We start from the raw sequence: 17,401 nt of genomic DNA, 5'->3' as shown, positions 1-17,401 counted from the left end.
AAACTATGAAGTCCTGGAGCCCCTACGCTTTTCTGGTTGTCGCCGCGATAGCGCTCGACCAGTGGCTGAAATATCTGGTCGAGACCGGCCTTGCCTTTCAGGAAAAGCTCGATCTCCTGCCTTTCCTGGCGCTGTACCGCACCTACAACACCGGCATCGCGTTTTCGCTGTTTTCGTCCTTCGGCGACACCGGCCTGGTGGTCGTCGCGGTTGTGGTGGTCGCTTTCGTGCTCTACCTTGCGGCCCGCACGCCGCCGGGCCACCTGCTTGCCCGCATCGGCTTCGCGCTGATCGTCGGCGGCGCGCTCGGCAATCTGATCGACCGCGCTATCTACGGTCATGTCATCGACTATATTCTGTTTCACACGCCGGTCTGGTCCTTCGCGATCTTCAACCTCGCCGATGCCTTCATTTCGGTCGGTGCCGTGCTGGTCGTCTTCGACGAACTCATTGGCTGGCGGCGCGGAGCGTCGAGCGATTGACCTCACTCGCCTGGCGCCGCACATTCTGATCTGCAAGCCCGAGGAGAAAAAATGCCCGAAACCTTCAAAGCCATCCTCGTTTCGCGTGACGCCGAGAAAAACCAGTCAGTCGCGGTGACCGAGCTTACCGAGGCAGACCTGATGGAGGGCGACGTCACTGTCGCGGTCGAGGCGACGACGGTGAACTACAAGGACGGTCTTGCAATTACCGGCAAGGCGCCGGTGATCCGCCGCTGGCCGCTGGTGCCGGGCATCGATTTCGCCGGCACCGTCATCTCGTCTTCCAATCCTGGCTGGCGCAAGGGTGACAAGGTCATATTGAACGGCTGGGGCGTCGGCGAGACGCATTTCGGCGCCTATGCCGGACGCGCCCGCGTCAAGGGCGACTGGCTGGTGCCGCTGCCGGACGGCATGAGCCCGCATGATGCGATGGCGGTCGGCACCGCCGGCTACACCGCCATGCTTTGCGTCATCGCGCTGGAGCGCCACGGCATCGTGCCCGATCGCGGCCCGGTGGTGGTGACCGGCGCTGCCGGTGGCGTCGGCTCGGTCGCGGTCTCGATCCTGTCCAGCCTCGGCTATCACGTCATCGCCTCGACCGGCCGCGCTGCCGAAAGCCCCTATCTGATCGACCTCGGCGCCGCGGAAGTGATTTCACGCGACGAGCTCACCCAGCCGGCAAAACCGCTCGCCAAGGAACGCTGGGCCGGCGGCGTCGATGCGGTCGGCAGTCACACGCTGGCCAACGTTCTGTCGATGACCTCCTATGGCGGCGCCGTCGCCGCTTGCGGCCTCGCCGGCGGCATGGACCTGCCGGCAAGCGTCGCCCCCTTCATCCTGCGCGGCGTCTCGCTGCTCGGCATCGATTCGGTGATGGCGCCGAAGGCGGTCCGCCTCGAGGCCTGGCGCCGCATCGGCGCCGATCTTGACCACGCAAAGCTTGCCAGCCTGTCGACGAGCATCGGCTTCGACGGCATCATCGGCGCCGCGCATGACATCGTCGAGGGTAAGATCCGCGGCCGCGTGGTGGTGGATATGTGAGCCCCCAAGGGATAAAAAAGAGCGCGACAGCTAAAATTCGAGCGATCAACCACAACCTTCGATAAGCTCTGTCTGGCAGGAGTTCCGTATGATTGCGGAACCCGGCATCAGAGAGGCGGAACCAGCCGAACGGGCCGACGGGACGGCCCCCGCGGCGCCAGGACGGCAGCTTGTCGCCGCGCCACCGCTGGCGCCGGAACTGCCGGCCTCCAACCGCGAAGGCCTGCCCTTCCTGACGCTCGTCGCCATCGTCGTGCTGGCAGGCTTTTCGCATCTGACCGGGGCGCCGATCTTCATCACCATCGGCCTTTTGGCGACAGCCATCGCCGGGCTCGCCATGCATCTGCGCAACAGGCGCACCGAGCGCCGCGCGGTGGCCGTGCTCGATGCCACGACCGCCCGCAGCCGCGCCGAAATCGAGACGCTGGCCGACCGCATGTGGGAGATGCAGGAGAGCGAGGAGCGCTTTCGCGGGCTGATCGATGCACTCGGCGATCTCGTCGTCCATCGTGACCGCGACGGCCACATTGTCTACGCCAACAAGGTTTTCGCCGACCTTGTCGAAACCGACCAGCGCGACCTTGCCGGCAAGACCCTGGCCGAACTAGGCATCGATGTCGGCATCGTCCCCGACGCCGCGTTTTCCGACCATGAATGCCTGAGTTCCACCGACGTCGCCATTCGCACGCCGGACGGCCCACGCTGGTTCTCTTGGATCGAGCTGTCGGTGCGCGACAAGGACAGCGGCGCCGTTTCGCATCGCGCCATCGCCCGCGACATCACCGCTCGCAAGCGCGCCGAATCCTCGCTGATCACCGCCCGCGAGCGGGCCGAATATGCGAGCCAGGCCAAATCGCGCTTCCTCGCCACCGTCAGCCACGAGATCCGCACGCCGATGAACGGCATCATGGGCATGGCCCGGCTTCTCGCCGACACCAGCCTTTCGCCCGAGCAGCGGACCTATGTCGGCGCCATCTCGACCTCGGCCAGCGCGCTGCTGGCGCTGATCGAGGACCTGCTCGACTACTCCAAGATCGAGGCCGGCCGCTTCGATCCCGAACCGCAGCCGATGTCGGTGCGCGAGATCGCCGACAATGTCGTCGAGCTTTTGGCGGCGCGGGCTTTTGCCAAGGATATCGGCCTCGGCTGTCATGTCGAACCCGACGTGCCGCAGCTGATCACCGCCGACCCCGGCAGGGTCAGGCAGGTGCTGCTCAATCTCATCGGCAACGCCGTCAAGTTCACCGACAGCGGCGGCGTCCTGGCAAGCATCGCCCGCGTCCGCACCGAAACCACCGACCGCATCCGCTTCACCATCACCGACACCGGCCCCGGTCTGCGCGAGGAGGACATGGAGCGCATATTCGAGGACTTCGAACAGGCTGACGGCACCTCGACCCGTGCGCATGGCGGTGCCGGCCTCGGTCTCGCCATTTCCAAGCGCCTGGTGACCGCCATGGGCGGCACTATCTCTGTGTCGAGCCGGCTTGGCCAGGGGTCCGAATTCGTCTTCGAGATTCCCGCTATTTCCGCCGTCGAGGCGCCGCAGATCCGCCAGAACCCGCTGTCGGGCCAGCATGCGGTGATCGTGTCGAAGAACCTGGTCGAGGCCGAAGCCATCGCCCGCGCCATTCGCGCCAATGGCGGCACGGTCGATCTGGCCACCGCCGCCGCCCAGGCCACCCCTTTCGCCGAGAACTGCGACGTGCTGCTGATCGATGCTGCCATGGAGCAAAGCGACGGCAGGCTGCTCAGGCGCCTGCGCCAGAGCGGATTTGCCGATTGCGAGGCAGTGACGCTGATCGCACCGACCGACCGCGGCATGCTTGGCGAGTTCCGTGCCAATGGTTACGCCACCTTCCTTGCGAGGCCGGTGCGCGGCGAGACATTGCTGCGCGTGCTTTTGACCAGCCACGCGCCGGTCGTCGCCGAGCCGCAACTGCAAAGGCGCGGCGCGCAGGCGGGGCACGCCATTGGCGCCCGCCAGCAGGGCCTGTCGGTGCTGATCGCCGAGGACAACGACATCAACGCCATGCTGGCCCGCGCCACGCTGCTGAAGGCCGGGCATCGCGTGAAAGTGGTCGGCAACGGCAAGGCCGCCGTCGAGGCGGTCATCAGCACCGGCCACAAGCACCGTTACGACGTGGTGCTGATGGACTTGCATATGCCTGTCATGGACGGCCTGGACGCCATCGCCGCCATCCGCCGCCATGAGGAGGAGACCGCGGTGCCGCCGGTGCCGATCATGGTGCTGTCGGCCGACAGCCAGGAAAAGACCCGCCACGCCGTGCTCGCTCACGGTACCAGCGGCTTCGTCACCAAGCCGCTCGACCCCGATGCCCTGGTTCATGCGGTCGAAGGGCAAGCGGCCGCCTGAGGCACAACATAGACGGTTGATAGATTACCCAGCCGACGAAGTATTGCCCGCAGAGCCGTATCACGGTACTGTCACAATCCTGTTGCACCTACACCGTATCCCCGTGCCAAGAGGGATGGCTCGAAGGAGAATCACTCGTGCATACAGTCATGCCGGAATGTGATGCTCGGCCGAACGCCAGCGGGCCTTTGCTCGTCGGCCGGAACGCCGATGCCGTCATAAAAGGCGCATCGCTCGGCCGCATCGGCAATCTCGAAGTGCGGCTCGCCCGCAACGAGGCCGAGATCGCTGCCGCGCAGGAAGTGCGCTACCGGGTGTTCTACGACGAGCTTGGTGCCAGGAAGGACCTGTTCCAGATGCAGGACCGCCGCGATGCCGATCGCTTCGATCCCCTCTGCGATCATCTGCTGGTCTTCGATACTTCGCTTTCCGGCCCCGAGCATCGCCGCATCGTCGGCACCTACCGCCTGCTGCGGCAGGAGATTGCCGCGGCCGCCGGAGGCTTCTATTCCGAAGGTGAATTCGAACTGACCAAGCTGATCGCGCGGCATCCCGGCCAGCGCTTCCTCGAGCTCGGCCGCTCCTGCGTTCTGCCGGAATACCGCTCGAAGCGCACCATCGAGGCGCTGTGGCAAGGCATCTGGGCCTACATCAACCATTACGGCATCGGCGTGATGACCGGCTGCGCGTCGTTCCACGGCACCGTGCCGGCGGCACATGCAGAGGCGCTGACCTATCTTGCCCACCACTGCCGGACGAATTCATCCTGGGACGTGCGTGCCGTCGCCGGGCGCTATTGTTCCATGGATCTGATGCCGATCGAGGCGGTCAATACCAAGGCGGCGATCGCCGCGATGCCGCCACTGGTCAAGGGCTATCTGCGCGTCGGCGCGCGCATTGGCGACGGTTGCGTCATCGACCGTGAATTCTCGACGGTCGACGTGTTCGTGGTGATGCCGGTCAAGGAGATCGGCGCCCGCTACGTCAATTATTATGGCGGAGAAGCGCAGCGGTTTGCGGCCTGAGTAGTGAATAGTGAGTGAATAGTGAATAGTGAATAGTGAATAGAACCTAGCACTGACTGCTGGAGCAGCAATTGACTACTCACTACTCACTACTCACTACTCACTACTCACTACTCACTACTCACTACTCACCATTCACTACTCACCATTCACTACTAACCATTCACTATTCACCATTCACCATTCACGCATCCTTCTCAGCCTGCTCGTTGACCGGCCCCGGCTCCACTGGCGCTTCGCTTGCGACATGCTTGGGGCCGCCCTTGGCGACGCCGACCATGGCCGGCCGCAGAACACGCTCGCCGATCGAATAGCCGGGCTGCACGACCTGCACGACCGTGTTGGCCGGTACGTCGGGATTGGGCACCTCGAACATCGCCTGGTGGAAATTCGGATCGAATTTCTCGCCCTCGGGCTCGAGCTTCTTCACGCCGTGGCGTTCCAGCGCCGACAGCATGGCGCGCTCGGTGATCTCGACGCCGTCGATCAGCGCCTTGAAGCCGGCATCGCCCGAAGCCTTGGCCTCCTCCGGGATGGCATCCAGCGCACGGCGCAGATTGTCTGACACCGAAAGCATGTCGCGGGCAAAATTGGCAACCGCATAGGCGCGCGCATCGTGGACGTCGCGGGCGGTGCGGCGACGCAAGTTCTCCATGTCGGCCGCGACGCGCAGCGCGCGATCCTTCAGCTCTTCGTTTTCCTTCAGAAGCCGGACAAGCGCTTCATAGTCGCCGTCGACGCCGCCTTCCCTTGGCTCCGCGCCAGCCTCGGTCTTCTCGGCTTCATCGGGCGCGCGTTCGTCTTTTGCCTGGTCGCTCATCGCCGTTTCCCGTCATTTTCGAATGGTGTGGATTTGCGCCCGATATCGAGGTTTAGCGGCCAAAAATCAAGGGGCAAGCGATACTGCAGCCGCTGTCGCTGCTTGATGGCGGACGGCGCAGACCTCTCGATTTTAATTCAAACTTTACCGTACCCGACGGCTTTGCTTGCCAGCATACTACAATGCGGGAACCATTCCTCCCTTGGAAGAGTTTCGAAGCCGACACAGGATTTTGGATGATGCCCCGCAGGAATGGCGAAAAACGCGACGGGCTCGCCGCCGATATCCGGCGCCAGCTCGGCACCGAGGCGACCAAGCGCTTTCTGCGCACCTTGCCGGCCTTCCGCACGGAGTCCGATATTCCCGACCGTCTGAAGGAATTGCTCGACCGCCTGGACGGCGTCGAAGCCAAGGTGGTCGCAGGCGGGCGCCGTCGGTAGACACCATTGCAGGCCGTGCGCCCGGCGACTGCGGCCACCAATTCCTCGCCATCGCGCGACATTTACCCGCAGTAACTTTGCGTGATCGCCGCCTTGCGGCAGCGCGCCACTCCGCCTATGTTTCATGATGAACATGATTTCCCCCGAAGCTGTGGCAAACAGCAAGCGCGCCTGGTTGAAAATCCTGTCGCGCTATAAAAAGCCCGACAGGCGTCGCAGCGCCGTCGAACTCGCCATCACCCTCATTCCTTTCGCCACGCTGTGGGCATTGTCCTCGGCCGCTTATGCCTATGGCCATTGGTGGGGTCTGGTCCTCATCCTTCCGGCAGCCGGCTTTCTGGTGCGTATCTTCATGATCCAGCACGATTGCGGCCACGGCTCCTTCTTTGCCAACCGCTATGCCGACGACTGGATCGGCCGCGTGCTTGGCGTGCTGACGCTGACGCCCTACGATTGCTGGCGCCGCGCCCACGCAACCCATCACGCCAGCGCAGGCAACCTCGACGAGCGCGGCACCGGCGACATCAAGACACTGACCGTCGCTGAATATCGGCAACTGTCATGGCGGGGCCGGCTCGCCTATCGCCTTTATCGCCATCCGCTGGTGATGTTTGGCCTTGGCCCGATATGGATTTTCATTTTCGAGCAGAGACTGCCCTTGGGCATGATGCGGGGCGGCCTCACCCCTTGGGTGTCGTCGATGTCCACCAACCTAGCCATCACGGTCATCGCCGCTCTGCTCATCTGGTTCGTTGGCCCCGGCGCGTTTCTGGTCGTGCATTTGCCGATCGTCATCCTCGCCGGATCGGCCGGCATCTGGCTGTTCTATGTCCAGCATCAGTTCGAAGAGACGGAGTGGACAAAGGACTCCGAGTGGGAATTCCAGCACGCTGCCCTGCACGGTTCGTCCTATTACGACCTGCCGCCGGTGCTGAACTGGATCACCGGCAATATCGGCGTCCACCACGTGCACCACCTCTCGGCCAAGGTGCCATGCTACCGGCTTCCGGAAGTGCTGAGGGACTATCCGGAGCTGCGTGAGATCGGCCGCGTCACACTCCTCGACAGCCTGCGCTGCGTCAAGCTGGCGCTGTGGGACGAGAGCCGCAGCAAGCTGGTATCGTTCCGCGAAGCGCGGATGGCCGTGTAGACGCACCGCCGCATCAAGGTGCGGCGGGGCTCCACATTCCGAGCTTAAGCCGCCTGGCGCTGGTCGCGCATCAGGACATCGCCCTGGCGGATCTCGGTGCCCAGCACTTTCAGGCATTCGCGCATGAACGCGGCAAGGCCCGGCCAGCCCTTGGCCGACACCAGATTGCCGTCGACATGGGCGCCGGTCGGCGCAACATCGATATAGATGCCGCCGGCCAGCGTGACTTCCGGCTCGCAATATTGCAGCGCCGCGACTTCGCGGCCGCGCACCACGCCGTCGACCGCGATCAGGATCTGCACGCCGTGGCAGATGGTGAAGACCGGTTTTCCCGTCTCATGGAAATGCCGCACCAGCGCCTGCACGCGCTTGTCGATGCGGATATATTCCGGCCCGCGCCCGCCCGCCGCGTAGACGGCATCGTAGTCGGCCGGATTGACCTCAGAAAACGTCTTGTTGAGGATGTAGTCGTGGCCGAGCTTTTCCGTATAGGTCTGGTGGCCCTCGAAGTCGTGCAGCGAGGTCTTCAGGATATCGCCGGCCTTCTTGTCGGGGCAAACGACATGGACGGTGTGGCCCACCGCATGCATGGCCTGTTCAAAGACGAAAATCTCGTACTCCTCGCTGAACTCGCCAACGAGCATCAATATCTTCTTGCCAGCCATACCCGGTTCCTCCCTTGTGGCCACATTTATTCGGATCACGAAATAATGGGCCTATCCTAAGGCGGAGAGGCGCAAAATAAAAGGCTGAATCGGGAATGTGGTCCGACCAGATAGGGCTTCTGGTCCCCTGGAGCAGATCAGCCGGCGCGCACCCGCCGCCACGAATATTTCGGGCCTTTGGCCTCCGGCTTCACCGCCGGCTGGTAGGACAGCGGCAGTCCGCCGGTCCGACCTTGCTCGAGCCGCTTCAGCAGCACCGGGTGCGATATCTCGAATTCATCGAAGCCGAGGCGCAGCATATGCGGCAGCTGATCAATCAGCACCTGCCCGGTGGCGCGCATAGCGCCTGCAAAATGATAACGGCTGCGCAGCAATTCGCCCTTGGAGAACGAGCGGCCGTCATTGAACGCCGGAAACGCCAGCGCCACCAGCGACAGCTGATCGAGCAGGCCTGCGATCTTTTCGAGCTGATCGCCGGGCTGCAGCAGCACACCGATGCGCTCCTTCGCCGACCGCCGCACCTCCGGATCGAGGCCGAGAAACGCCTGCAACGGCAGGATGAAACGGCCATTGCCGACCAGCGCCTCGGCGCTTTCGGCATGAACCCACTCGTCCTCGCGGAACCCATCCGGTGTCCACAGCCGCATGGCGTTTTCGGCTATCAAGTCGCTCATCAAGAAAATTCCCAAGTCCAAAGATTCTAAAGTGCAAAACACCTCAGGGTGCGTTGAGATTCAGGTCAGGCCGAGCCGAAGCCGACGGCGGGCGCGAAGCGACCAAACTGGGTGGCTTCCGAGAACCGGAGCGGAGCGTACTTTGGGTACGTGAGCGCCGGAAGCGCAGGAAGCCGCCGTTTGCAGGCCGGCTGAATATCAACATATCCTAAAGCGAGGCGTCGGTCAGCGACCTTTCCAGCCCCGACAAGTGGATGCCGCATTCGGTCTTGGCGTGCCCGGCCCAGCGGCCGCTGCGCGCGTCGTCGCCCGGTTGCACCGGCTGCGTGCATGGGAAACAGCCGATCGACAGATAGCCATAGGCGACCAGCGGGTTCTCACGCAGCGCATGCGCGCGCATGTAGCCGGCCTGGTCCGATGTCGTCCAGTGCGCCAGCGGATTGATGCGGATGCGCGAGCCGACCGCCTCGAACACCGGCAGCGCTGCCCGGGTCGCCGCCTGGAAGCGCTTGCGGCCGGTGAACCAGGCGCGGAACGGCTCGACGCCGCGCGCCAGCGGCTCGACCTTGCGCACGTCGCAGCAGGCGTCGGTGTCGGTCTCGTTCAGATTGCCGGTCGGGTCGATCCTTGCCAGCGCCGCATCGTCGGGCCTGATCACCCGGATATCGCTCAGCCCGAAATCGGCGGCCAGCGCGTCACGATAGCCGAGCGTTTCCTCGAAATGCTTGCCGGTGTCGAGAAAGATCACCGGCAGCGTCCGGTCGATCTCGGCGATCATGTGCAGCAGCACCGCCGAATCCGCGCCGAAGGACGAGACGGCGGCGATTTCGCCGTGAAAGAACTCCCGGGCCGACCGCTCGATGATCTCCAGCGGCTTCAGATGGCCGTAGAGCGCGTCGAGACCCGCCGCTTGGGCGGCGATGCCGGCCTCGACGTCGACAATACGGTCAAGCGGCCTTGGCTTCGCCAGCATAGAGCGCCTCCTTGAACGGCGCGGGACCGACTCGGCGGTAGGCGTCGATGAATCTTTCGTTTCTGTCCAGCCGAAGCCCGAGATAGGTCTCGACGATCTGCTCGATGGCATCGGTGATCTCTTCCGAACTGAAGCCGCGACCGATGATCTCGCCGACCGAGGTGTTCTCGTCGGCCGAGCCGCCGAGCGTCACCTGGTAAAGCTCGGCGCCTTTCTTCTCGACGCCCAGGATGCCTATATGGCCGACATGGTGATGGCCGCAGGCATTGATGCAGCCGGAAATCTTCAGCTTCAATTCGCCGATTTCGCGCTGGCGCTCCAGCGAAGCAAAGCGCCGCGAGATTTCCTGCGCCACGGGAATCGAGCGCGCCGTTGCCAGCGCGCAATAATCGAGGCCGGGGCAGGAGATGATGTCGCTGATCAGGTTGGAATTGGCCGTCGCCAGCCCGATATCGACAAGCGCGTCATAGACCGCCTTGAGGTCGGCCCGCGCGACATGCGGCAGGATCAGGTTCTGCTCGTGACTGACGCGCAGCTCGTCGAATGAATATTTTTCGGCAATGTCGGCGACCGCTTCCATCTGGCTGTCGGAGGCATCGCCCGGCGTCTCGCCGATGCCCTTGAGCGAGATGGTCACCGCCGCGTAGTCGGGATGGCGATGGGTGACCACATTCTGGTCCAGCCATTCGGAAAAGCTCTTCGAGTCGAGGCGGGCAAGCTTGACCGCCTCATCGCCTTCCGGCCGGTCGACAAGCGCCGGCGGCGCGAAATAGGCGTCGATGGCGCGGATGTCTTCTTCCGGCAGCCTCAGCTCGGCGTCCTTCAACTCCTGCCATTCGGCCTCGACCTGGCGGGTGATCTCCTCGACGCCGGTCTCATGGACCAGGATCTTGATGCGCGCCTTGAACTTGTTGTCGCGACGGCCGTAGAGGTTGTAAACGCGCAGGATCGCCGTGCAGTAGGACAACAGATCCGCTTCGGGCAGGAAGTCGCGGATCTTCTTGGCGACCATTGGCGTGCGGCCCTGGCCGCCGCCGACATAGACGGCGAAACCATGCTCGCCGGCGGCGTTCTTCTTCAGATGCAGGCCGATGTCGTGCGTCTGGATGGCGGCGCGGTCGCGCTCGGCGCCGGTCACCGCGATCTTGAATTTTCGCGGCAGGAACGAGAACTCCGGATGCACCGAGGACCATTGCCGCAGGATTTCGGCATAGGGGCGCGGATCGGCAACCTCGTCAGCGGCGGCGCCGGCGAAGTGGTCGGCGGTGACGTTGCGGATGCAATTGCCGCTGGTCTGGATGGCGTGCATCTCGACGCTTGCCAGATCGGCCAGGATCGCCGGGATGTCCGACAGCGCCGGCCAGTTGAACTGGATGTTCTGGCGCGTCGTGAAATGGCCGTAACCTTTGTCGTATTTGCGGGCAATGTGGCCGAGCATGCGCAGCTGCTTGCTGTTCAGCGTGCCGTAGGGCACCGCGATGCGCAGCATATAGGCATGCAGCTGCAGATAGACTCCGTTCATCAGCCGCAGCGGCCGGAACTGGTCCTCGGTGATCTCGCCGGCAAGCCGCCGCGCGACCTGGTCGCTGAACTCGGCGACGCGGGCCTTGACGAAATCGTGGTCGAACTCATCGTAACGGTACATATTCAGATCTTTCCGGGCGCGTCCGCCCGTTATTTTCTTCGTTCGAGCATGATCGGGATCATGCGTGGGTCATCTATGCCGCGCGTGCGGCTTGCGGACGGGCCTGCTTGCCCAGGTCGTTGCGGGTGGTCGGGCCGGCGGCACGGATCTTTTCACGCAGCCGGACCGCTTCGACCGTGCCGTTGGCCACGGTCACGTCTATCAGGTTGACGTCGACCACTTCGTTGGCGGCGGAGGCCTTGGCGCCGATCGCCTCCAGCCGGTCCTCGGCCGCCTTGTCATGGGCGATGTCGGCATGGTCGATGGTCTCGGCCCAGCCGCCATTGGCGTACCAGACGGCTATGCCGTCGGCGAGGCGGTTCGCGGTCAGGACTTTCATTGGTTCACTCCTTGCGCGGCAGCACGGGCCACGCTTTCCTGCCTGTGTGCCGCCAGTGGCTCGGACCGTTCGAAATTGGCGCCGGCGACCGCGTCGCCGATGATGGTCATCACCGGGCCGCTGAGGTCGGCACGCGCCTCCAGCGACGGCAGGTCGGCGAGCGTGCCGTGGAAACGGCGGCGGTTGGCAAGGCTGGCATTCTCGACCACGGCGACGGCCGTATCCGGCGACAGGCCGGCTTCGATCAGCCGGCCGGCGACCTCTGCAGCGACCGAGCGGCCCATATAGACGGCGACCGTCGCGCCGGAAATAGCGAGCTTTGCCCAATCTGGCAGCGAATTTCCCTTGAGGTCGTGGCCGGTGGTGAACACCATCGACGACGACACGCCGCGCAGCGTCAGCGGCAGTTCGAAATCGGCGGCGGCGGCGAAGGCCGCGGTGACGCCCGGAACCACTTCGTAGGCGACGCCGGCATCGCGAAGTGCCGCCATCTCCTCGCCGGCCCGGCCGAACACCAGCGGGTCGCCGGACTTCAGCCGCACGACGCGCTTGCCGGCGTGGCCAAGCTCGACCAGCAGCGCATTGATCTCGGCCTGGCTCTTGGAATGGCAGCCCTTGCGCTTGCCGACCGGCAGGCGCTCGGCATCGCGGCGGCCCATGGCGACGATCGCCTCCGGCACCAGCGCGTCATGGACGATCACGTCGGCTTCCATCAGCAGGCGATGGGCGCGCAGCGTCAAAAGGTCCTCGGCGCCTGGACCGGCGCCTACAAGCGCGATATGGCCCGATGCCGGTTCTTTCGAAAGCAGCAGGCCGACGGCCGCATCATGCGCCTGCGAAAGCTCGCCGGCCTCGACAGCGCGGGCCGGCGCGCCGCCAAAGAAATCGCTCCAGAAGCGGCGGCGGGCATTGCCCTTCGGCAGCAGTCTTTCGGCGGTGTCGCGAAACGACGCGGCAAGGGCTGCGAGCGGACCGAGTGAGGGCGACAGCATGCGGTCGATGCGGCTGCGCAGCATCTGCGCCAGCACCGGGCCGGCACCTTCCGTGCCGATGGCAATGGCGACCGGCGCGCGGTTGACCAGTGCCGGCGTGAAGAAATCGCATAGCTCCGGCCGGTCGACGGCATTGACCGGAATGCCCAGCCGGCGCGCATCCCCGGCAACGCGGCGATCGAGCGCCTCGTCGCCGCTGGCGGCAAACACCATCACCGCATCATTGAGATGTGCTGCATCATAGGCGTCGGCGATGTGGGCGGCCCCCGTCTCGGCGATAAAGGCCAGCAGCTCCGGGCTTGTTTCATCGCTGACGATGCGCAGCACAGCGCTCGACTGCGCGAGCAGCCGCGCCTTGGCCAGCGCTTCCTCTGCGCCGCCGACGATGGCTATGGCTTCGCCCTCGACCCGCATGAAGACGGGAAAGGCATTGAGCTTGGGCGTGGCTTGCGGCATGACGAGCGGAATCCTGGAACCGTTTGTCAGTTCTACGCGGGGGCGCGAAAAACCAGAAGGCACCCACTCGCGCATCGCTTCGTAGCAGGCAATCTCTTTTCTGCAAGCATGAAGGCCAAGAGAAAAATATTCCACATTCAAATGCGGAGCAGATTGAAGCTGCTGCTGCAGCCCTTGATCCGCTGCCTTTCTAGCGGCTGGAGGAGCTAACCACAAAACAGATTTTTCTAAATTCTATCAATTTAGTAGATTAAGCCGCCGGATGCTGACCGAGCCATCGACGGCAGCCCCGCGCTCTCGTCGGCCCTTGTCGGAATACCGGGTCCGAGTACCGGAACATTCCCGCCTCGGCACGCGTTTGCTCTATGGACCCAGGCCCGGTCACACCCCTGCGGCAAAGGCCCGGCGATGGGCTTGAAAAATCAAAAAAGGAGCGCCCCATGAGCAACGTCAGACTGAAACGCGGACTGTGGATCGTGGTGGCAGATGGCGAAAAGGCGCTGTTTCTCGAGAACCGTGGAGACGTCCAATATCCCGACCTTCAGGTCGTGCACGAGATGGAGCAGGAAAATCCGGCAACCCGAGAACAAGGCACCGACCGCCCCGGCCGCTACAGCGACGGCCCTTCCGTCCACCGCAGTGCGGTCGAGGACACCGACTGGCACCGTCTCGGCAAGGAGCGTTTTGCCGAAGAGATTGCCGACAGGCTCTACAAGCTCGCGCATCGCGGCAGCTTCAAGGAGATCGTGCTGATCGCGCCGCCGCCGGTGCTGGGCGACATGCGCAGGAAACTGCACAAGGAGGTTACCGATAAGATAACGGCCGAAATCCCAAAGACGCTGACCAACCACAGCATACCCGATATCGAGAGCCTGCTGCAGGCGACCTGATCGGCATCGGCGGCGTCAACCGCCGCCAGACTTGAACACGCCGCCCGCGATGCTGACAAATCCTGCCGGCTCGCTCGCCTGGAAAGCCTTCTACACGTGCTGGCCGCCATTGATGTGTATTTCCGAGCCGGTCACGTAGGACGCCTGCTGCGAGCACAGGAAGAAGATGATGTCGGCGACTTCTGCCGTGGTGCCCAATCTTCTCAGCGGGATGGTCTCGACGATTTTTTCGGTGCCCGGCGACAGGATCGCGGTGTCGATCTCGCCCGGCGCAATCGCATTGACGCGAATGCCGTGCGGGCCGAAATCATGCGCCATCTCGCGGGTCAGCGAACCGAGTGCCGCCTTCGAGGTCGCGTAGGCGGTGCCGGCGAAAGGGTGCACGCGAGTGCCGGCGATCGACGTGACGTTAACGATCGAACCTTTGGCCGACGCCAGCTCCTTGAACAGTCCCCGCGCCAGCATGATCGGGGCGAAGAAATTGACCTGGAAGACGTCGCGCCAGACATGCATCGGCGTGTCGATCGAGTTCATGCGGCTGTTGCCGTCCTTGAGCTTGGGCGAGATGCCGGCATTGTTGACCAGCGCATGCAGCTGGCCGCCATGCGCCTCGAGCCGGTGGCGGATTTCCGAGATGGCGATGCCGACATCCTCCTGGTCGGCGAGATCGACCTTGATGTGGTCTTCCGGTCCGGCCGGCCACGGGCAGTCCTCGGCAAAGGCCTGGCGCGAGCAAGTGATGACGCGCCAGCCTTCGCGTGAAAAGCGCTTGACCGTAGCGTGGCCGATGCCACGGCTGGCGCCGGTCAGCACAATGGTTTTTCTGGTGTCGGTCTCTGCCATTCGCGGTCTCCAAACGGGAGATGTAGCGGAACGCGGCAGCGGTGGCGAGGGGGCCTGTTGTTCAGCCGCCTGTCAGAATGTCCAATATCGAGGTCTGCCGCTTCTTGACCGGGCCGCCAACATTGCCGGGCGGCACCGGGTGCTTGATCGATCCGGTGGCGCTGTCGACGCCCGGCATGGCCAGGCCGCCGGCATCGACCGTCTCGGCAGGACGCACGGGACGCGAAGCCGACTGGGTAGCTGCTGTAGGCGGCGCCGATTGGCCAACGGAAGCGACCGGCGCCGGCGGCGCCGTGTCGGACGGTATGTCGTCCGGGACGATGGTGTCGGGCGGCGTCGACTTCCAGGTTCCGGGCAGCGGCCGCACCGGCACGCCCTCATGCGCGGCGACCATGAACTCGTGCCAGGCCTGCGCCGGCAGCGCGCCGCCGGTGACCTTCTTCATCGCGCTGCCGTCATCATTGCCGAACCAGACGCCGGTGGTCAGATTGGCGGTATAGCCGATGAACCAGGCGTCGCGCGAATTCTGGCTGGTGCCGGTCTTGCCGGCCGCCGGCCAGGCGAACGCCGCCTTCCTGGCCGTGCCGATCTCGACCGTGCCGGTCATCATCGAGTTCATCATACCGACGACATCGGGCTTGACGACGCGCGGCGCACCGCCGCCATTGTTTTCGTAGAGCACCTTGCCGTCGCTCGTCGTGACGCGGCGGATGAAATGGATGTCCGGCTTATAACCGCCATTGGCGAAGGGAACATAGGCCGAGGTCAGTTCCAGCGGCGTCACTTCCGAGGTGCCGAGCGCGATCGAAGTGTTGGCCGTCAGCTCGGACTGGATGCCCATGCGGTGCGCCGCCTCGACCACCGCATTCGGCCCGACTTCCATGGTCAGCTGCGCGGCAACCGAGTTCAGCGATTTTGCCAGCGCCGTCGCCAGCGTCACCTTGCCGAAATACTTGCCGCCGTAATTGTCGGGCGTCCAGTTGCCGATCTTGATCGGCGCGTCGTTGCGCACGCTGTCGGGCGTGCGGCCGGATTCCAGCGCCGCCATATAGACGAACGGCTTGAACGCCGAACCCGGCTGGCGGCGCGCTTCCGAGGCGCGGTCGAACTGGCTGGTCGAATAGTCGTAACCGCCGACCATCGCGCGCACCGCGCCGGAATTGTCGATCGACACCAGCGCGCCCTGGCTGACATTGAGCTTCTTGCCGCTCTGGTCGATCAGCCGGCGGATCGATTGCTCGGCGAGCTTCTGCAGCGTCAGGTCGACGGTCGTGTCGACGACGATGTCGCGGCGCACGTCGCCGATCAGGTCGGGCAGTTCTTCCATGATCGTATCGGCGACGTAGTTTTCCGAGCCGGTCCAGTAGGACGGCGCGCGTGTCGCCGGCGCGCTCATCGCCGTGGTCTGCTCCTTGGCGCTGATCTTGCCCTCGTCGCGCATCGCGGCGAGCACCAGCTGCGAACGCTGTTCGGCGGCCTTCGGGTCGCGCGCCGGCGACAGCCGCGACGGCGCCTTGAGCAGGCCGGCGAGAAGTGCCGCCTCCGACAGCGTGACGTCGCGCGCGCTCTTGCCGAAATAGCGGCGCGAGGCCGCTTCGACGCCATAGGCGCCGGAGCCGAAATAGACCCGGTTGAGGTACATTTCGAGGATCTGGTCCTTCGTATGCTTGTGCTCCAGCCACAGCGCCAAGAGCACTTCCTGCACCTTGCGTTCCAGCGTGCGGTCCGGCGTCAGGAACAGGTTCTTGGCCAGCTGCTGGGTCAGCGTCGAGCCGCCCTGCGAAAAATGCCCGCCCAGCACATTGGTCACCATGGCCCGGGAAAGGCCGATCGGGTCGATGCCGAAATGCGAATAGAAACGGCGGTCTTCGATGGCGATGACGGCCTCGGGAATATAGGGCGACATTTCGTGCAGGCCGACGGCCTCGCCGCCGCTCATGCCGCGATTGCCAAGCAGCTGGCCGTCGACCGAGACGATCTTGATGTTGGGGGCGCGATCGGGAATGGCCCAGGTGGTGGCCGCCGGCATTTTCGCGCCGTAATAGACGACGATGCCGGCAGTGGCGATACCGCCCCAGATGGCCAGCACGAAGCACCAGTAGAACAGCCGGGCAAGCACGCCGAACACGCCGCGCCGGCTTTTGCCGCGCCCGCCGCGCGGCGGCTTGGCCTTGGACGATTTGCGCTTTGCAGCGGCTTTTCGGTTGCTCGGCACGACGCGGTCCTCCTCGCTTACCGAAAAACCGGCCGAGGATCTCGCCCCCGGCGATGCCTCGAAGCTGGGCTCGATGCGGCTGTCTTTCCGGTTCGCCATGCGCTGTGCTGTCTTCCCCATGCCTATGGCGTTGGGGTTGAAGACTAGATGCGGCGGTTTAAAGGCGGGTTAAGTCGGGAAAAATCGAAATAAACTGTATTCAGTCGCTTGCCGAACGGCTGCGGCCCGCGACAGCGCCAAAGCCGGAAATGAAAAACCCGCCTCGGCGGGCGGGTCGCTGGAGCCAATGAGCACCATAGCGAAATTAGTAGCATAGCTGCCGGCACAAAGCAAG

16 protein-coding genes are annotated in these 17,401 nt (G+C 64.2%); 7 read left to right on the top strand and 9 right to left on the bottom strand.

What is annotated here, in order from left to right; all coding sequences use genetic code 11:
* Window positions 1-5 precede the first annotated feature (5 nt).
* The 4 genes from lspA (at window position 6) to olsB (ending at window position 4,925) form a co-directional block, all read left to right on the top strand.
* Entirely contained in the window at window positions 6-482 is a 477-nt protein-coding gene (gene lspA, locus NKI67_RS00390) for a signal peptidase II (protein WP_352588495.1), read from the top strand.
* 51 nt (window positions 483-533) lie between these two features.
* A complete protein-coding gene (gene acuI, locus NKI67_RS00385; protein WP_352644096.1) occupies window positions 534-1,523 on the top strand; it encodes an acrylyl-CoA reductase (NADPH) in 990 nt (329 codons plus the stop codon).
* Window positions 1,524-1,611: 88 nt separating this feature from the next.
* Window positions 1,612-3,900, top strand: a complete 2,289-nt coding sequence (locus tag NKI67_RS00380; protein ID WP_352644095.1) for a PAS domain-containing hybrid sensor histidine kinase/response regulator — start codon at window positions 1,612-1,614, stop codon at window positions 3,898-3,900.
* A 149-nt stretch (window positions 3,901-4,049) separates the two neighbouring features.
* Window positions 4,050-4,925: a l-ornithine N(alpha)-acyltransferase gene (olsB, locus tag NKI67_RS00375; RefSeq protein ID WP_023675251.1), complete on the top strand. Its 876-nt coding sequence runs from the start codon at window positions 4,050-4,052 to the stop codon at window positions 4,923-4,925.
* 184 nt (window positions 4,926-5,109) lie between these two features.
* Here the strand turns inward: olsB and grpE are convergent, their stop codons facing one another.
* Entirely contained in the window at window positions 5,110-5,745 is a 636-nt protein-coding gene (gene grpE / locus NKI67_RS00370) for a nucleotide exchange factor GrpE (RefSeq protein WP_352588352.1), read from the bottom strand.
* Window positions 5,746-5,981: 236 nt separating this feature from the next.
* Here grpE and NKI67_RS00365 point away from each other — a divergent pair, with 236 nt between their 5' ends.
* Together NKI67_RS00365 and NKI67_RS00360 are read left to right on the top strand one after the other, a co-directional pair.
* Entirely contained in the window at window positions 5,982-6,185 is a 204-nt protein-coding gene (locus tag NKI67_RS00365) for a hypothetical protein (protein WP_023675249.1), read from the top strand.
* Between the two features lie 127 nt (window positions 6,186-6,312).
* Window positions 6,313-7,335 (top strand): fatty acid desaturase, encoded by a 1,023-nt coding sequence (locus NKI67_RS00360; RefSeq protein WP_352588358.1) that lies wholly within the window; start codon window positions 6,313-6,315, stop codon window positions 7,333-7,335.
* A 44-nt stretch (window positions 7,336-7,379) separates the two neighbouring features.
* Here NKI67_RS00360 and NKI67_RS00355 read toward each other — a convergent pair whose 3' ends face one another.
* The 6 genes from NKI67_RS00355 to cysG all read right to left on the bottom strand — a co-directional run bounded on the left by NKI67_RS00355 (window position 7,380) and on the right by cysG (window position 13,119).
* Window positions 7,380-8,000, bottom strand: a complete 621-nt coding sequence (locus NKI67_RS00355) for a DJ-1/PfpI family protein (protein WP_352620261.1) — start codon at window positions 7,998-8,000, stop codon at window positions 7,380-7,382.
* Window positions 8,001-8,137: 137 nt separating this feature from the next.
* Window positions 8,138-8,674, bottom strand: coding sequence for a DUF934 domain-containing protein (locus tag NKI67_RS00350; RefSeq protein WP_352453969.1), 537 nt, complete (start codon window positions 8,672-8,674; stop codon window positions 8,138-8,140).
* Between the two features lie 208 nt (window positions 8,675-8,882).
* The gene (locus NKI67_RS00345; protein ID WP_352453968.1) at window positions 8,883-9,647 is read right to left on the bottom strand and encodes a phosphoadenylyl-sulfate reductase; all 765 of its coding nucleotides are present in this window, start codon (window positions 9,645-9,647) and stop codon (window positions 8,883-8,885) included.
* Window positions 9,622-11,292, bottom strand: coding sequence for a nitrite/sulfite reductase (locus NKI67_RS00340; protein ID WP_352644094.1), 1,671 nt, complete (start codon window positions 11,290-11,292; stop codon window positions 9,622-9,624). Before NKI67_RS00340 ends, NKI67_RS00345 begins: the two co-directional genes overlap by 26 nt.
* A 73-nt stretch (window positions 11,293-11,365) precedes the next feature.
* A complete protein-coding gene (locus NKI67_RS00335) occupies window positions 11,366-11,671 on the bottom strand; it encodes a DUF2849 domain-containing protein (protein ID WP_023675243.1) in 306 nt (101 codons plus the stop codon).
* Complete coding sequence (gene cysG, locus NKI67_RS00330) at window positions 11,668-13,119, bottom strand: siroheme synthase CysG (protein WP_352644093.1); 1,452 nt, start codon at window positions 13,117-13,119, stop codon at window positions 11,668-11,670. The genes NKI67_RS00335 and cysG overlap by 4 nt, the downstream gene beginning before the upstream one ends.
* A 440-nt stretch (window positions 13,120-13,559) precedes the next feature.
* Between cysG and NKI67_RS00325 the strand changes: the two genes are divergently transcribed.
* Window positions 13,560-14,009, top strand: a complete 450-nt coding sequence (locus NKI67_RS00325) for a baeRF12 domain-containing protein (protein WP_352448343.1) — start codon at window positions 13,560-13,562, stop codon at window positions 14,007-14,009.
* Window positions 14,010-14,099: 90 nt separating this feature from the next.
* Here NKI67_RS00325 and NKI67_RS00320 read toward each other — a convergent pair whose 3' ends face one another.
* Window positions 14,100-14,852, bottom strand: a complete 753-nt coding sequence (locus NKI67_RS00320) for an SDR family NAD(P)-dependent oxidoreductase (RefSeq protein WP_023675240.1) — start codon at window positions 14,850-14,852, stop codon at window positions 14,100-14,102.
* A 61-nt stretch (window positions 14,853-14,913) separates the two neighbouring features.
* A complete protein-coding gene (locus NKI67_RS00315; RefSeq protein ID WP_352644092.1) occupies window positions 14,914-17,166 on the bottom strand; it encodes a transglycosylase domain-containing protein in 2,253 nt (750 codons plus the stop codon).
* Between the last annotated feature and the right edge of the window lie 235 nt (window positions 17,167-17,401).

It is taken from the genome of Mesorhizobium sp. M0408 (genome assembly GCF_040321495.1).
In the GTDB taxonomy this organism is placed as follows: Bacteria; Pseudomonadota; Alphaproteobacteria; order Rhizobiales; family Rhizobiaceae; genus Mesorhizobium.
Note: the sequence above shows the minus strand (reverse complement) of the source record. Positions and strands in the feature narration are given on the sequence as shown.

Excerpts from the sequence above, each read along its gene's own strand:
- grpE (WP_352588352.1), bottom strand. The coding sequence starts at position 5,745 with ATGAGCGACCAGGCAAAAGACGAACGCGCGCCCGATGAAGCCGAGAAG.
- NKI67_RS00320 (WP_023675240.1), bottom strand. The coding sequence starts at position 14,852 with ATGGCAGAGACCGACACCAGAAAAACCATTGTGCTGACCGGCGCCAGC.
- olsB (WP_023675251.1), top strand. The coding sequence starts at position 4,050 with ATGCCGGAATGTGATGCTCGGCCGAACGCCAGCGGGCCTTTGCTCGTC.
- acuI (WP_352644096.1), top strand. The coding sequence starts at position 534 with ATGCCCGAAACCTTCAAAGCCATCCTCGTTTCGCGTGACGCCGAGAAA.
- NKI67_RS00350 (WP_352453969.1), bottom strand. The coding sequence starts at position 8,674 with ATGAGCGACTTGATAGCCGAAAACGCCATGCGGCTGTGGACACCGGAT.
- NKI67_RS00360 (WP_352588358.1), top strand. The coding sequence starts at position 6,313 with ATGAACATGATTTCCCCCGAAGCTGTGGCAAACAGCAAGCGCGCCTGG.
- NKI67_RS00365 (WP_023675249.1), top strand. The coding sequence starts at position 5,982 with ATGATGCCCCGCAGGAATGGCGAAAAACGCGACGGGCTCGCCGCCGAT.
- NKI67_RS00345 (WP_352453968.1), bottom strand. The coding sequence starts at position 9,647 with ATGCTGGCGAAGCCAAGGCCGCTTGACCGTATTGTCGACGTCGAGGCC.
- NKI67_RS00380 (WP_352644095.1), top strand. The coding sequence starts at position 1,612 with ATGATTGCGGAACCCGGCATCAGAGAGGCGGAACCAGCCGAACGGGCC.
- NKI67_RS00340 (WP_352644094.1), bottom strand. The coding sequence starts at position 11,292 with ATGTACCGTTACGATGAGTTCGACCACGATTTCGTCAAGGCCCGCGTC.
- NKI67_RS00315 (WP_352644092.1), bottom strand. The coding sequence starts at position 17,166 with ATGGCGAACCGGAAAGACAGCCGCATCGAGCCCAGCTTCGAGGCATCG.
- NKI67_RS00355 (WP_352620261.1), bottom strand. The coding sequence starts at position 8,000 with ATGGCTGGCAAGAAGATATTGATGCTCGTTGGCGAGTTCAGCGAGGAG.
- NKI67_RS00325 (WP_352448343.1), top strand. The coding sequence starts at position 13,560 with ATGAGCAACGTCAGACTGAAACGCGGACTGTGGATCGTGGTGGCAGAT.
- NKI67_RS00335 (WP_023675243.1), bottom strand. The coding sequence starts at position 11,671 with ATGAAAGTCCTGACCGCGAACCGCCTCGCCGACGGCATAGCCGTCTGG.
- lspA (WP_352588495.1), top strand. The coding sequence starts at position 6 with ATGAAGTCCTGGAGCCCCTACGCTTTTCTGGTTGTCGCCGCGATAGCG.
- cysG (WP_352644093.1), bottom strand. The coding sequence starts at position 13,119 with ATGCCGCAAGCCACGCCCAAGCTCAATGCCTTTCCCGTCTTCATGCGG.